Genomic DNA, 13945 nt, shown 5'->3' on the forward strand with positions numbered 1-13945 from the left:
CGCCCCATGCCTGATGACGACACCAGCCGCTATCGCCCGATCCCTTCGGGTCGCCTCGCCCGGCTCGGCTCCTTCGGGCGGCTGGCCGGCGGTGTGGCCGGCGGCATGGTGGCGGAAGGCGCGCGGCGGCTGGCCGCGGGGGAGCGGCCGTCGCTCAGCACCATGATGTTGACGCCGGGCAACGCCACCCGCGTCGCCGACCGGCTGTCCCACCTGCGCGGCGCGGCGCTGAAGCTGGGGCAGATGATCTCCATGGATGCGGGCGACCTGCTGCCGCCCGAACTGTCTGCCATCCTGGCGCGCGTCCGTGACCAGGCCTATCGCATGCCGCCGCAGCAGCTGGACGGCGTGCTGAAGGCCGAATGGGGCGCGGACTGGCGCCGCCGGTTCCGCCAGTTCGACGCCAGCCCTATCGCCGCTGCCTCCATTGGGCAGGTTCATCGCGCCACCCTGCCGGACGGGCGCGTGCTGGCGATCAAGGTGCAATATCCCGGCGTCGCCGCCAGCATCGATGCCGATGTCGACAATGTCGCCACCCTGCTGCGCGTGTCCGGCCTGTTGCCGGCGACGCTCGACCTCGCGCCCCTGCTGGCGGAGGCCAAGCGCCAGCTGGCGGACGAGGCGGATTACCGCCGCGAAGGCGAGCAGATGCGGCTCTACCGCGAACGCCTGGCGGGCGACGACCGCTATGTCGTGCCGGAGCTGGAGGAGGCGCTGACCACCGGTCGGGTGCTGGCCATGAGCTTCATCGAAGGCCGCCCGATCGAGGCACTGGGGGAGGCCGCGCAGGACGCCCGCGACCGGGCGATGACCGCGCTGGTCTCGCTGGTGCTGCAGGAACTGTTCGCTTTCGGGGTGATGCAGACCGACCCCAACTTCGCCAATTACCGCTGGCAGCCGGAGAGCGGCCGGCTGGTGCTGCTGGATTTCGGCGCCACCCGCGCGGTGGATGCCGGCACGGTCGCCGCCTATCGCCGCCTGATCGAGGCCGGCCTGTCGCGCGATCTGGACACCGTCCGCCAGGTCGCGGTGGAGACCGGCTTCCTGGGTGCCGACGCGGCGGCCGCGCACCGTCCGGCGGTGGACCGGATCATCGCCGCGATCGACGCGGCACTGAACCGCCCCGGCCCGTTCGACTTCGGCGACCGCGCCTTCGTGCCGGTGGTGCGGGAGGAGGCCAAGGCCATGATCGCCGACCGGGCGACCTGGCATGTCCCGCATGTCGAAACGCTGTTCGTGCAGCGCAAGGTCAGCGGCACCGCCCTGCTGGCCGCGCGGCTGAAGGCGCGGGTCGATGTGCGCGGGCTGGCGGCGGCAGCGATCGCATGATCGGCGACCTCCACACGACCGATCCGCAGGCTGCAGCGGCGGCCGGCATGGCGCGCTTCCTGGCGCAGCTCGATGACACGCGTCCGGTCGCGGTGGGGGCGCATTTCGATGCGGACGGCCTGTCCGCGGCGGCGATCATCGTGCGGGCCCTGCGCGCCGCTGGCCGGGCGGCCGAACCGGTGATCGTCGGCAAGGCGGAGACACCGTGGGACGACAGCTTCGCCGCCCGGCTGCAGGCGCTGGACCCCGGCGGCCTGGTGGTCGCCGATCTCGGCACCCGCCCGGAAGCGGTGCTGCCGGACATGCCGGTGCTGGTGATCGACCACCATCGCCCCACCGGCACGCCGCCGCATGCCATCACGCTGAGCGGCCACGGCCTCGAGCCCGAGCCGACCAGCGCGCTGATCGCCTGGTGGGCGGCAGGCGCGCTGGGCGACCAGGCGGACCTGCTGTGGCTGGCGGGCATCGGGCTGGTCGGCGACATGGCGGAAAGCGCCGGCTTTGCCGAGCTGGCGGAGGCGCAGGCACGCTGGGGCAAGACCGCGCTGCGCGATGCGACCTCGCTGGTCAACGCGCCCCGCCGCACGGCGGCGGCGGATGCCAGCCCGGCGTTGCGCCTGCTGCTCGGCTGCGACGGACCCAAGGGCATCACCAAAGGCGACAGTCCCGACGCCGAGGCCCTGCGCGCCGCCAAGGCCGAGGTGCGCGAAGCGGTCGAGGCCGCGCGCAAGGTCGCTCCGCGCATCGTGGGCGACGTGGCGCTGATCCGGTTCACCTCGCCGTGCCAGATCCACTCGCTGATCGCGCAGCAATGGCGCGGGCGCCTGCGCGACAAGATCGTGATCGCCGCCAATGACGGTTATCGGGAAGGCTGGGTCCACTTCGCCGCCCGCAGCGCCAGCGGACGCGACCTGCTGGCATTCCTGGCGGAGCATCGGCCCCAAGGCGCTGACGGCCGTTATGGCAACGGCCACGCCCAGGCGACCGGGGGCGCCCTGCCGCTGCCCATCTGGGACCGCTTCATCGCCGGGCTGGGCTTCTGAGGCCGGCGCAGCCTGAGCCGCGCCGGCCCCGAACGATCACACCTTGGCGGCGGAGGAGCCCCCTTCGGCATACAGCGCGGCATAGCGGCGCGTGACCAGCGGCAGCGAATCGTCGATCCACTGCGCCATGTCCTGCTCTTCCTTCAGCGACTGCGTCAGCAGCGGGGTCGCCTGCGTGAAGCCGCCATCTTCGGCCATCACCAGCAGCGACTTGTAGGCCGCGATCTCGAAATGTTCGAAGGCGTAATTGGCGAAGCTGTTCTTCACGATCTCGTCACCAGCCACCGAATGTCCGATGGCCGCCATGCTGCCCGACATGCTGAGCCCAATATCCTTCAGCGTGGATGAGGAGGTGCCGAGGCCTTCCAGCAGCTCGTCCAGCCGGGCGATCTGGCCGTGCGTCTCTTCGATATGCAGGCGCAGCCGGTCGGCCACCTCGGGGTAGTTCTCGATCCGCTCCAGCTGCGGGGTCATGATGGACAGGGCCTGCTTCTCCACCGCATGGGCGTTGACGAGGCCGGTAACGAACAGTTCGCGAAGCGTGTCGGTCTGGCTTGCCATCTTGGTTCCTCTTGCTTTGACTGCCGACTTTTATGCGGCGCGAAATGCCCGTCGGCTCGTGTTCCAAAAGCGGTGGCGGCGCTTGCGGTTCCACCCCCGTGCCGCAGGCGGCCTTGCCGCCGACGCCGGCCTGCCATAGGCATCGGCCCCGAAGGAGCCCCACCATGGTCGAGATCATCCGCAACGCCGACGACGACCAGGTCGCCGCCTGGCTCCACCACCGCCTCGCCGCGGCGGAGCAGGCCGCGCCGGCGGATGCCCGCGTGTCGCTGTGCCTGCCCGGTGGCTCCACGCCCCGGCCGGTGCTGCAGGCGCTGGCCGGCATGCCGCTGGACTGGTCCCGCGTCGCCATCTGGCCAGGAGACGATCGCTGCGTGCCGGTGGACCACCCGGCCAGCAATGCCGGCATGATCGCCGCCGCGCTGGGGAAGGTGGGGGCGGACATCGTGCCACTGGCGGAAGATGCCGTCCCGCCGCGTTTCGCGCTGACCTGGCTGGGCATGGGCGATGATGGCCATGTCGCCAGCCTGTTCCCCGAAACCGACCCGCAGGCGGACGATCCGCAGGCGATCCGCCGCATCACGCCCGATCCGCTGCCGCCGCACGCCCCGTTCGACCGGATCACCCTGACCCTGCCGGCGCTGCTCGCCACCGGTGAGGTGCTGTTCGTGATCCGCGGCGAACAGAAGCTGGCGCTGTTCGAGGCGGCAGTCGCGGGCGAAATTGACCTGCCCGTTGCCCGCCTGCTACGCAGCGCGGAGGCGCAGGGCATTCCGGTCACCTGCTTCGCATGATGCACCGATGCTGATCCCGGCACCGGTCCACCGGCTGGCGCTGCGGGTCGGCCATGTGCTGCGCGTCGGCTGGTGGCGCCTGGCCCGGCCGCACATCCACGGCGTCAGCGTGATCGCGCGTGACGAGGCGGGCAGGGTGCTGCTGATCCGGCAGACCTACGGCTCGCGCGACTGGGTGCTGCCCGGCGGCGGCGTGCGCCGGAACGAGCCATTCGCCGATGCCGCCGCCCGCGAATTCTGCGAGGAACTGGGCTGCCCGGTGACGGATCTGCGCCTGTTGCAGGTGACGGAGGAGGATCTGTACGGGGCCACCAACACCGTCCACCTGTTCGCCGCCACCCTGGCCGGAGAGCCGCGGCCCGACCGCCGCGAAGTCGCCGCCGCGCAGCTCTTCGCGCCAGACGCGCTGCCGCCGGTCTCCGCCCGCACGCGGGCGCGGCTGGCGCGGTTGTAGGCGGCGACTTTAGAGCAAGGTCAGCTGCTCGGCCCGCGGCACCTCGGCGGGCGTTTCCGGGCCGTCGCCCAGCGCGCTCAACGTCAGGCCCATCAGCCGGATGGGGCGGGGCAGGGGCAACTGCTCGGCCAGCAGGTCGCGGGCGACTTGCGTGAACTGTTCCCGGCCGGAGACGGGTAGCGAGAGGGATCGGGCCCGGGTCATCAGCTGGAAATCATTGTATTTCAGCTTCAGCGTGACCGTGCGCCCCTTGGCGCCTTTCTCGGCGATGCGGGTCCAGACGATCTCGATGATGCTTTCCAGCATGGCGCGCAGATCGTCATCCGCGTGCAGGTCGTTGTGGAAGGTCCGCTCCCCGCCGATGGACTTGCGTTCCCGATGCGCGCGCACCGGCCGATGATCGATCCCGCGCGCGGCGTGGAACAGGTAGTCGCCGAAGCTGCCGAAATGCGTGGTCAGCCACTCGGCATCCTTGCCCGCCAGATCCGCGCCCGTTTCCACCCCCAGCCGGGCCATCTTCTCCGCCCCACGCGGTCCGATGCCGTGGAACCGCCGCACCGGCAGCGCCGCCACGAAGCTGGCGCCTTCGCCGGGCTTGATGACGCACAATCCGTCCGGCTTGTTCTGGTCGCTGGCGAGCTTGGCCAGGAACTTGTTGTACGACACGCCCGCACTGGCGGTCAGCTGCGTCTGCTCATGGATCAGCCGCCGGATCTCCCGCGCGATGGTGGTGGCGGACGCGATGCCGAAATGGTTGCGGGTGACGTCCAGATAGGCTTCGTCCAGGCTAAGCGGCTCGATCAGGTCGGTGAAGCGGGCGAAGATGGCGCGGATCTGCTGCGATATCTCGTGATAGACGTCGAACCGTGTGTGGCAGAAGATCAGGTCCGGGCACAGCCGCCGCGCGGTGGCGGACGGCATGGCGGAGCGGACGCCGAACACCCGCGCTTCGTAGCTGGCCGCCGCGACCACGCCCCGCCCGCTGCCGCCGCCCACCGCCACCGGCTTGCCGCGCAGCGAAGGATCGTCGCGCTGCTCCACGCTGGCGAAGAAGGCGTCCATGTCCACATGGATGATCTTGCGCAGCGTGTCGCCGGGCGCGCCCTCGACATCTGCGGCCGGCCGGGGCGCGGTTTGGCGCGCCTCTGGCGTCGATTCGATCAGGGCCGGCTGGCTGTTCACCACCTGTTCCTAGCAGATCCTGTGCCGCCATGCTGCCAAGAAGTGTTTACCGCGCTGCAACATGGGTCTAGGCGCGAGGCATGGCTACCCCCGCCGCTTCCCCCCACAGCAAGATCATCGGCCAGCGCGAACTGGTGGTGATCGTCGCCCTGCTGATGAGCCTCAACGCGCTCGCCATCGACGCCATGCTGCCCGCGCTGGGCCAGATGGCGACGGAGCTGAACGTCGCCGATGGCAACCGGCGGCAGCTGGTGGTGGCGGTCTATCTGCTGGCCAATGGCCTGGGCTGCCTGTTGCCGGGATCGCTGGCCGACCGGTTCGGTCGCCGGCCCGTGCTGTTCGTCAGCCTGGCGGCCTATGCGTTCTGCTCGCTGCTGATCGCATCGATCCATTCCTTCGAAGTGCTGCTGGCGTTGCGCGGTATCCAGGGCATCCTGTGCGCCGGGCTGATGGTGGTGCCCACCGCCATCATCCGCGACCAGTATGAAGGCGATCGCATGGCCCGGCTGATGAGCCTGGTCAGCGCCGTGTTCATCACCGTGCCGGTGATCGCCCCCAGCCTGGGGCAGGCCGTGCTGCTGTTCGCCGGCTGGCGCTGGATCTTCATCCTGTTCGCCGCCGTGGCCGCCCTGACGGGCCTGTGGGTGTGGCTGCGCCTGCCGGAGACCCTGCATCCAGAGAACCGCCAGCGGGTGGAACTGCCGGTCGTGCTGCGCAACATGCGCACCGGCCTGCTGAACCGTGGTGCGATCGGCTATGTCCTGGGGGCCGGGCTGCTGGTCGGGGCGGTGTTCGGTTACGTCAACAGCGCGCAGCAATTGCTGGGCGAACATTTTGGCGTGGGCTCGTGGTTTCCCATCGTGTTCGGCGGTACGGCGGCGATGATGGTGGTGTCCAACGTCGTCAATTCGCGCATCGTGGAACGGTTCGGCGCCCGCCGGGTCAGCCATGCGGGTGTGCTGACCTTCATCGTGGTGTCCGCGGCGCAGGTCTGGGCCGCGCATTACCGGCCGGGCGAGCTGGCGGTGTTCCTGCCGCTGATGGCCACCAACCTGATGCTGCTGGGCTTCCTCGGCGCCAATTTCGGCTCCATCGCCATGCAGCCCTTCGCGCGCATCGCCGGTGCGGCCAGTTCGGTGCAGACCTTCTGCCGCATGTTCGGCGCGGCGGTGGTCGGCCTGATGATCGGGCAGGCCTATGATGGCAGCGCGCGCCCGTTTGCCCATGCGCTGCTGATCTGCAGCGTGTCGGCACTGGTGCTGGTGCTGTTCAGCGAACGGGGCAAGCTGTTCCGCCGCCTGAACGCGCCGCGCAAGGGGCCGGCGCCTATTCCTCCGGTGGCCTGACCCGCACCAGCGAGGCATCCACCTGCACCTGCGCGCCGGTGGCCACCTGCAGGTCGGTCACGATGCCGTCCACCGGGGCGGTCAGCGCGTGTTCCATCTTCATCGCCTCCAGCACCAGCAGCCGCTGCCCGGCGGTGACGGCCTGCCCCTCCGCCACGTCCACGGCGATCACCCGCCCGGGCATCGGCGCCAGGATCGCGCCATCGCCGGCCTTCAGGGCACTGGCATCGAAGCGCGGCAGGCTGAACAGGAAGGGCTGCGCATCGCGGGTGGCCAGCACGCCGTCCCCATCCCGCCCGCTGACCGGCACCGCCGTGCCGCTGGCATAGACGCATTCGGCCAGGTTCATCCGGCGCAGCTCCGTCTCGCCGCCGGGGCCGTGATGCTGCACGGTGACCTGCATCGCATCGGGGGCGTTCAGCCGCAGGCCGGCGGCGCGGTCCCACGGGCCGGCCATCGCCTGCTCGCCCGCGCTGTAAAACGGCGCGAACAGCGCCAGCGCCGCCATCTGCCACTCATTGTCGCCTGGCCCGCCGTTGTCGGTCAGATCTGCGCCGCGTTCCGCGATCAGGCCGGTGGTCGCCTGCCCGGTCTGCACCACCGGATCGCTCAGGCAGGCGAGCAGGAAGGCGGCGTTGGTGCGCACCGGCCAGACCCGCAGATCGCGCAAGGCGGCGGCCAGCTGGCCATGGGCCTCTGCCCGGTCCTCGCCATGCGCCACCAGCTTGGCGATCATCGGGTCGTAGAACGGCGACACCTGGTCGCCCTGTTCCACGCCCGTCTCGATCCGGATCGGCGTCTCGCCCCAGTCCAGCAGCTCCAGCGGGCCGGTCGCCGGCAGGAAGCCGCGCGCCGGATCCTCGGCATAGAGCCGCGCCTCCACCGCATGGCCGCGGATCGCCAGCTCGTCCTGGCTCAGCGGCAGCTTCTCGCCCGCGGCCACGCGCAGCTGCCATTCCACCAGGTCGACCCCGGTGATCGCCTCGGTCACCGGGTGCTCCACCTGCAGGCGGGTGTTCATCTCCATGAAGAAGACGCGATCGGCGGCCAGGCCCCGGCTGCCATCGGCGATGAACTCCACCGTGCCCGCGCCGACATAGTCGACCGCCCGCGCCGCGCGCACCGCGGCATCGCAGATCGCCGCGCGGGTGGCGTCGTCCATGCCGGGGGCGGGCGCTTCCTCGATCACCTTCTGGTGCCGCCGCTGCAGCGAACAGTCGCGTTCGAACAGGTGCACGACATTGCCGTGGGCATCGCCGAACACCTGCACCTCGATATGGCGCGGCGCGCTGATCCACTTCTCCAGCAGCACTCGGTCATTTCCGAAGGATGCGGCGGCCTCCCGCCGGCAGCTGTCCAGCGCAGCCAGGAAGTCGCCGCGGTTCTCCACCAGCCGCATCCCCTTGCCGCCGCCACCGGCCACCGCCTTGATCAGCACCGGCCAGCCGATCGCCTCCGCATGTTCAGCCAGGCTGGCGGCATCCTGCTCCGCCCCGTCATAGCCGGGTGTCACCGGCACGCCGGCGGCGCGCATCCGCTGCTTGGCAGCGTCCTTCAGCCCCATGGCGCGGATGGCCGCCGGCGGCGCGCCCACCCAGATCAGGCCGGCGGCCATCACGGCCTCGGCAAACTCGGCGTTCTCCGACAGGAAGCCGTAGCCCGGATGCACCGCATCGGCCCCGCTCGCCAGCGCCGCCTCGATGATCCGCTCCGCCACCAGATAGCTTTCCGCCGCCGGGGCCGGACCGATCGGCACCGCCTCGTCCGCCTCGCGCACATGCAGCGCGCGGGCATCGGCGTCGGAATGGACCGCGATCGTGCGGATCCCCATCGCCCGCGCCGTGCGGATGATGCGGCAGGCGATCTCGCCGCGATTGGCGATCAGGACGGAACGGATCATGGCAGCCTCACCCAGTTTCTTTTGTGACTACACACTATCCTCATCAGGCAGCGGAGTCATCGGCATCGGTGCGATCGGCCCGGCCATCCGCACCGCCAGCAGGATCTGCCCGCGCGACGGCGTCGGCCATTGCGCCGGCGGCTCTGCGGGAGAGCGCAGCGCCTCGAACAGGGCGGCGAGGACGTGGCGCAGCTTGGCCAGCTTGCCGATCCGCACCCGCCGGTCCCACGCCTTGGCACCCTTCGCGCGCACCTTGCGCCCGATCGCGCCATAGATGTTGGCCGCCGCCAGCACGGCCCAGCGCTGCCGGAACGACAGGCTCGCCGCCCCGATCCGCGCCGATGCCTCGCGCTCCTCCGCCAGCGCCACCATCCGCGCCACCAGCGCCACCAGTTGCGGGCGGAAGGCCGGCTTCATGTGCTCGCCGGGCGGAATGTCCGCCTCGGCCAGCCATTCCACCGGGATGTAGCAGCGCCCGCCCGCATCATCCTCGCTGATGTCGCGCACGATATTGCCCAGCTGGAAGGCGAGGCCCAGGTCGCATGCGCGGTCGAGCAGATCCTCGTCATCCGCCTCCACGCCCATGACCCGCGCCATCATCACGCCGACCGCGCCGGCCACGTGATAGCAGTAGCGCCACAGATCCATCTCCGTGCGCGGACGCCAGCCCGCCAGGTCCAGCGCGAAGCCTTCGATCACATCGGCCGCCATGTCGGCCTTCAGCCCGGCCTCCAGCGCGACCTGACCAAAGGCGTCGAAGGCGGGCTCCGCTGTCGGCTGGCCTTCCAGCGCGCGGCCCGTCAGCACCCGGATGCCGGTGATCCGCTCGTGCCCGTCAGTGCCGGGGCGCAGGGTGAAACCGCTATCCTGCCCGTCGGCGATGTCGTCGCACCGCCGGCACCAGGCATAGAGCAGCCACGCCTTTTCGCGCGTGTCACGGTCGAACAGGCGGCTGGCCGCGGCGAAGCTCTTGCTGCCCTTGCGGATGGCGCGGTGCGCCTCTGCCACCAGGTCCTCCCGCTCCCGCCCGCCGCCGATCTGGCGCGGGGTGGGGCGCATGATGCGCGACGGGGCCAGCAGCCGGCGCGGCACGGTCAGCGGGCGGCGGTTCGCGGGTCGGATGGGCGGGGTGGTGCTCACAGTTCCTCCGCTGTCATGGCAAAGATCGGGCGGTGCGGCTGATAGGCGGCCATGCGGTCCAGCAGCGGCTCCAGCTCGTGCTCCACCAGCATGATGTTCTGGTGGGTGGGCCGGACGAAGCCGGTCTCGGCCATGGTCCGGTTGAACGCCACCAGCCCGTCATAGAAGCCGAAGGCGTTCAGCAGACCCACCGGCTTGGTGTGGTAGCCTAGCTGCGCCCAGCTCATCGCCTCCCACAATTCGTCCATCGTGCCGACCCCGCCGGGCAGGGTCAGGAACCCGTCCGACAGGTCGGTGAAGCGCAGCTTGCGCTCGTGCATGTTGGCCACGGTGATCAGCTCGGTGCAGGCATGGTTGGCCACCTCCGCAGTGGCGGCCAGCGCCTCCGGGATCACGCCGATCACCTCGCCCCCGGCGGACAGCGCGCCACTCGCCAGCGCCCCCATCAGCCCGCGCGTGCCCCCGCCATAGACCACGCCGATCCCGCGTTGCGCCAGCAGGGCGCCCGTTTCATGGGCCAGTGCGACATAGCGCGGATCGGCGGGCGTGGCGGAGCCGCAATAGACGGCAAGGCGGTTCATGGCGCTTCGGGTCCTTCGATAATGGTGAACTCGGCCGGGCGGCCCTTGGAACGGTAATACTCGACCGCATCGTCGAACACCTGCTGCGCCCGGGCAAAATCCGGCCCCAGCGTGGCCCGCGCCGCGGCGGCATTGCGCCAGGTCACCTGCAAGGGGGCGGTGTAATAGGCGAGCAGCACGTCGAACAGCGCATCGAGATTGGGGCCGTGATCGCCCGGCGTCTCCGGATGCCGCGCCACCTGCGCGTGCAGATCCGCCAGCGACCCCATCGTGGCTCCGTCCAGCACCAGCACCGTCACGCAAATTCCTCCCCGGAACGGGGAGGGGGACCATCCGCAGGATGGTGGAGGGGCACGGGCCGCTCTCCGGACGCTGCCAGCCGTTCCCGACAAATCTGCACCACCCGCGCCACGACTGCGCCCTTGTTCTCCATCACAAGCCGGGCCGGTATCCGGGTCGTTGCCACACCTCGGCTCCGCAGCCAGCAAGACCGAGCCTCATCTTTGCGGGCCTGAAGCACCGTGTCATGAACCCAGCCATCAACTTTAATCGTCAGCTTGGCTGCCGCGCAATAGAAGTCGAGTATGTAGTCGCCTGCTGCGTGTTGCCGCCGGAACTTGAACCCGCCGGGCCGCTGCCGCAATTCGCTCCACAGCAGGCTTTCGGGCAACGTCATCTCACTCCGCAGCTTGCGGGCCTGCTTTACCGTATCTCGCCGTCCGGAGAGATGACCGGGTGCCCCTCCACCATGCTGCGCATGGTCCCCCTCCCCCGGCGGGGGAGGATTGCGATGATTCTCCCCGATACGAGGAGGGGGGCCACCCGCAGGGTGGTGGAGGGGCACGGGCCACTCTCCGGACCGCTCGGTGTTCACCCCGCCAGATCCTCCAGCATCAGCCCCGCCGTCGCCTTCGCACTTCCCACAACCCCCGGGATCCCCGCGCCAGGATGGGTGCCCGCACCCACCAGGTAGAAGTTGCGGATCACGTCGTCGCGGTTGTGACCCCGGAAGAACGCGCTCTGCGTCAGCATCGGTTCCAGGCTGAAGGCGCTGCCCAGATGGGCGTTCAGGTCGGTGGCGAAATCGGGCGGGGCATAATGGAACTTGGTCACGATGCGGTTGTGGATGTCGGGGATCAGCCGGCGGCCGACCTCGTCCAGGATGCGCTTCTCCAGCTGCGGGCCGACCACCGACCAGTCGATCGCCAGCTTGCCCATATGCGCGACCGGCACCAGCGCATAGAAGGTGCTCATGCCCGGCGGCGCCATCGAGGGATCGCTGACGCTGGGATGGTGCAGGTAGATGGAGAAATCTTCCGGCAGCACGCCATGGGTGTAGATGTCGTCCAGCAGGCCCTTATAGCGCGGGCCGAACAGGATCATGTGGTGCGGGATGCCGGGCCAGGTGCCCTCCACCCCGAAATGCACCACGAACAGGCTGGGGCTGAAGCGCTTCTTCATCAGCTTGCGCCCCTCGCGCTGGCCGCGCTGGTTGCCGCTCAGCAGGTCGCGATAGGAATGGACGATGTCGCCATTGCTGGCCACCGCGTCGAAGCTCTCGTTCCAGCCGCTGGCACAGGTCACGTCGCTTGCCCGGTCGCCCATCGTGCCGATCGCGGTCACCGGATCGCCCAGCCGGACCACGCCGCCCAGCCGCTCGAAATGGCGTACCATGGCCGCGATCAGGCGGTTGGTGCCGCCGCGCGCCCACCACACGCCGCCATCCTTCTCCAGCTTGTGGATCAGGGCGTAGATCGAACTGGTGGTCATCGGATTGCCGCCCACCAGCAGCGTGTGGAAGCTCAGCGCCTCGCGCAGCTTCTCGCTCTTCACGTAGGAACTGACCACCGAATAGACCGACCGCCACGCCTGATGCTTCATCAGCGCGGGCGCGGCCTTGATCATGCTGGCGAAGTCCAGGAACGGCACGCTGCCCAGCTTGACGTAGCCTTCCTGGAACACGCCCGCCGAATATTCCAGGAAGCGTTCGTAGCCATCGATATCGCCGGGATCGAGCTTGGCGATCTCCCGCTTCAGCTGTGCATCATCGTTGGAATAATCGAAATTGACCCCGTCCGGCCAGTTCAGGCGATAGAACGGCATCACCGGCATCAGTTCGATATCACGGGCCATGTCATGGCCGGTGATGGCCCACAATTCCTGCAGGCAGGCCGGGTCGGTCACCACGGTCGGCCCGGCATCGAAGGTGAAGCCGTCGCGCTGCCAGTAATAGGCGCGCCCGCCCGGCTTGTCGCGCGCTTCCACCACGGTGGTGGCGATGCCGGCGGATTGCAGGCGGATGGCGAGCGCCAGCCCGCCGAACCCGGCACCGATGATGCAGGCGCGCTTCGCCTGGGGGTCGATCATGCACTATCCCTTTGTTGTTGCGCGCCAAGATAGAGCCGCGGCCGGTTGCCTGCCAGTGCCCGCACCGCCGCGGCCACCGGCACTGGCGGCCGTCCGCTCAGCACCCGCGCCTTGTCAGTCCAGGTGCTGCGCCCGGCATAGAACCGTTCGACCAGCGATGGCTTCAGCGTATAGAAACGCTCGAACACGCGATAACGCTCCGCCGGATCGGCCGCGCCGAACAGCATGGTGCCGAGCAGGCGATAGAAGCCCATCGCCTGCCAGTGCTCGCGCCCGCGCCGTTCCAGCAGATCGGCCAGTGCCGTGCCTGTCAGGCCGGGCGTTTGCGCGAAGGCATCCGCCACGGCCAGTGCCGTCTCGACCGCGAAAGGCAGGGTGTAGCTGGTCAGCGGATGGACGAAGCCGGCGCCCGCCCCGGCCCGCGCCACGCCCGGCACACGGCTCTCTGCCTGCCAGGCTGCAAAGTCGCCCCCGGTGATCACCGGCAGCACGCCCGTCTCCTCCGCCAGCATCGTCCCCGTCCAGCCATGCGCGGCGGCATAGGCATCCAGCCGCGCCGACAGCAGCGCGCGGTCCAGCACCGGGCTGTCCTGGTAATAGGTATCTTCGATGAACAGCTCGTCCGCCGCCAGCGGCAGGACATAGACGAAGCGGTACCCGTCGGTCTGGTCGACCCGCGCATCCATGATGGTCGGCCGCGTCAGCCCGTGCGGCCGGTCCACCCGCAGGTGGCGGCCCAGGAACACCTGCCAGCCGCCCCGCAGGTGCCGCGTCGGCCGGAACCCGCGACAATCGATCACCGCGCCCGCCGGCAGCCGCTCGCCACCGGGCAGCATCACGCCGTCGGCCGCGACCGCCTCGGCCCGCTTCCCCGTCACCAGCGTGCCGGCGGGCAGCGCGGCCGCCAGATGGGCGGCGAAATCATGCGAGGCGAGCGAGCGATATCGCGTGTCCAGCACCCGCCGAAACCGCGGGAAATCGACTTCGTAGCCCGCCTGCCACTCCGCCTTGCGCAGCGGCGCCACCAGCTTCGTGCCCGCTGCGTTCAGGTCGCTGGCGAACCAGCTCCACCGGTGATTGCCGCCGGCCCGCGCGCCTTCCTCGATCACCCGCAGGTGCAGCTGCGGGCAGCGTGTCGCCAGCGCCAGCGCGATCAGCCCGCCCGCCAGCCCGCCGCCGACGATCGCCACGTCGCATCCATTGCTGCCGGGGGCGCTGCTCATGTGCCTTGCCTTACCCGATCGCCGG

At 69.9% G+C, this 13945-nt stretch carries 14 protein-coding genes; 5 read left to right on the plus strand and 9 right to left on the minus strand.

The genetic code is table 11. The features are described from left to right. Positions 1-6: 6 nt before the first annotated feature. Positions 7-1329 (plus strand): ABC1 kinase family protein, encoded by a 1323-nt coding sequence (locus D5S08_RS10720; RefSeq protein WP_121118359.1) that lies wholly within the window; start codon positions 7-9, stop codon positions 1327-1329. After that, positions 1326-2372, plus strand: coding sequence for a single-stranded-DNA-specific exonuclease RecJ (locus tag D5S08_RS10725; protein WP_121118361.1), 1047 nt, complete (start codon positions 1326-1328; stop codon positions 2370-2372). Before D5S08_RS10720 ends, D5S08_RS10725 begins: the two co-directional genes overlap by 4 nt. A gap of 36 nt (positions 2373-2408) precedes the next feature. On the opposite strand, the gene D5S08_RS10730 is transcribed toward D5S08_RS10725, so the two are convergent. Beyond that, positions 2409-2933: a ferritin-like domain-containing protein gene (locus tag D5S08_RS10730; protein ID WP_121118363.1), complete on the minus strand. Its 525-nt coding sequence runs from the start codon at positions 2931-2933 to the stop codon at positions 2409-2411. Positions 2934-3097: 164 nt separating this feature from the next. Here D5S08_RS10730 and D5S08_RS10735 point away from each other — a divergent pair, with 164 nt between their 5' ends. Continuing rightward, entirely contained in the window at positions 3098-3727 is a 630-nt protein-coding gene (locus tag D5S08_RS10735; RefSeq protein ID WP_121118365.1) for a 6-phosphogluconolactonase, read from the plus strand. Between the two features lie 7 nt (positions 3728-3734). Then, positions 3735-4181: an NUDIX domain-containing protein gene (locus D5S08_RS10740; protein WP_121118368.1), complete on the plus strand. Its 447-nt coding sequence runs from the start codon at positions 3735-3737 to the stop codon at positions 4179-4181. 9 nt (positions 4182-4190) lie between these two features. On the opposite strand, the gene dinB is transcribed toward D5S08_RS10740, so the two are convergent. Then, complete coding sequence (gene dinB, locus D5S08_RS10745; protein WP_277750414.1) at positions 4191-5267, minus strand: DNA polymerase IV; 1077 nt, start codon at positions 5265-5267, stop codon at positions 4191-4193. Between the two features lie 176 nt (positions 5268-5443). Here dinB and D5S08_RS10750 point away from each other — a divergent pair, with 176 nt between their 5' ends. After that, positions 5444-6709, plus strand: a complete 1266-nt coding sequence (locus tag D5S08_RS10750) for a multidrug effflux MFS transporter (protein WP_121118370.1) — start codon at positions 5444-5446, stop codon at positions 6707-6709. Here the strand turns inward: D5S08_RS10750 and D5S08_RS10755 are convergent. The 7 genes from D5S08_RS10755 to crtY form a co-directional block, all read right to left on the minus strand. Then, entirely contained in the window at positions 6690-8609 is a 1920-nt protein-coding gene (locus D5S08_RS10755) for an acetyl/propionyl/methylcrotonyl-CoA carboxylase subunit alpha (protein ID WP_121118371.1), read from the minus strand. The two genes, D5S08_RS10750 and D5S08_RS10755, sit on opposite strands and share 20 nt — an antisense overlap. A gap of 27 nt (positions 8610-8636) precedes the next feature. Further along, positions 8637-9668, minus strand: a complete 1032-nt coding sequence (locus tag D5S08_RS10760) for a phytoene/squalene synthase family protein (protein ID WP_121118647.1) — start codon at positions 9666-9668, stop codon at positions 8637-8639. A gap of 77 nt (positions 9669-9745) precedes the next feature. After that, on the minus strand, positions 9746-10330 hold the full coding sequence (locus tag D5S08_RS10765; RefSeq protein WP_121118373.1) for an LOG family protein: 585 nt from the start codon (positions 10328-10330) through the stop codon (positions 9746-9748). Next, on the minus strand, positions 10327-10629 hold the full coding sequence (locus D5S08_RS10770) for a barstar family protein (protein ID WP_121118375.1): 303 nt from the start codon (positions 10627-10629) through the stop codon (positions 10327-10329). Before D5S08_RS10770 ends, D5S08_RS10765 begins: the two co-directional genes overlap by 4 nt. Next, entirely contained in the window at positions 10626-11204 is a 579-nt protein-coding gene (locus D5S08_RS10775; protein WP_338322972.1) for an endonuclease domain-containing protein, read from the minus strand. Before D5S08_RS10775 ends, D5S08_RS10770 begins: the two co-directional genes overlap by 4 nt. After that, a complete protein-coding gene (locus tag D5S08_RS10780) occupies positions 11201-12697 on the minus strand; it encodes a phytoene desaturase (protein WP_121118377.1) in 1497 nt (498 codons plus the stop codon). Before D5S08_RS10780 ends, D5S08_RS10775 begins: the two co-directional genes overlap by 4 nt. Next, positions 12694-13920 (minus strand): lycopene beta-cyclase CrtY, encoded by a 1227-nt coding sequence (gene crtY, locus D5S08_RS10785; protein WP_121118379.1) that lies wholly within the window; start codon positions 13918-13920, stop codon positions 12694-12696. The genes D5S08_RS10780 and crtY overlap by 4 nt, the downstream gene beginning before the upstream one ends. Between the last annotated feature and the right edge of the window lie 25 nt (positions 13921-13945).

Source organism: Croceibacterium ferulae, assembly GCF_003660445.1.
Taxonomy (GTDB): Bacteria; Pseudomonadota; Alphaproteobacteria; order Sphingomonadales; family Sphingomonadaceae; genus Croceibacterium; species Croceibacterium ferulae.

Coding starts and splice junctions, on each gene's coding strand:
- D5S08_RS10720 (WP_121118359.1), top strand. CDS start 7: ATGCCTGATGACGACACCAGCCGCTATCGCCCGATCCCTTCGGGTCGC.
- D5S08_RS10725 (WP_121118361.1), top strand. CDS start 1,326: ATGATCGGCGACCTCCACACGACCGATCCGCAGGCTGCAGCGGCGGCC.
- D5S08_RS10730 (WP_121118363.1), bottom strand. CDS start 2,933: ATGGCAAGCCAGACCGACACGCTTCGCGAACTGTTCGTTACCGGCCTC.
- D5S08_RS10735 (WP_121118365.1), top strand. CDS start 3,098: ATGGTCGAGATCATCCGCAACGCCGACGACGACCAGGTCGCCGCCTGG.
- D5S08_RS10740 (WP_121118368.1), top strand. CDS start 3,735: ATGCTGATCCCGGCACCGGTCCACCGGCTGGCGCTGCGGGTCGGCCAT.
- D5S08_RS10750 (WP_121118370.1), top strand. CDS start 5,444: ATGGCTACCCCCGCCGCTTCCCCCCACAGCAAGATCATCGGCCAGCGC.
- D5S08_RS10755 (WP_121118371.1), bottom strand. CDS start 8,609: ATGATCCGTTCCGTCCTGATCGCCAATCGCGGCGAGATCGCCTGCCGC.
- D5S08_RS10760 (WP_121118647.1), bottom strand. CDS start 9,668: ATGCGCCCCACCCCGCGCCAGATCGGCGGCGGGCGGGAGCGGGAGGAC.
- D5S08_RS10765 (WP_121118373.1), bottom strand. CDS start 10,330: ATGAACCGCCTTGCCGTCTATTGCGGCTCCGCCACGCCCGCCGATCCG.
- D5S08_RS10780 (WP_121118377.1), bottom strand. CDS start 12,697: ATGATCGACCCCCAGGCGAAGCGCGCCTGCATCATCGGTGCCGGGTTC.
- crtY (WP_121118379.1), bottom strand. CDS start 13,920: ATGAGCAGCGCCCCCGGCAGCAATGGATGCGACGTGGCGATCGTCGGC.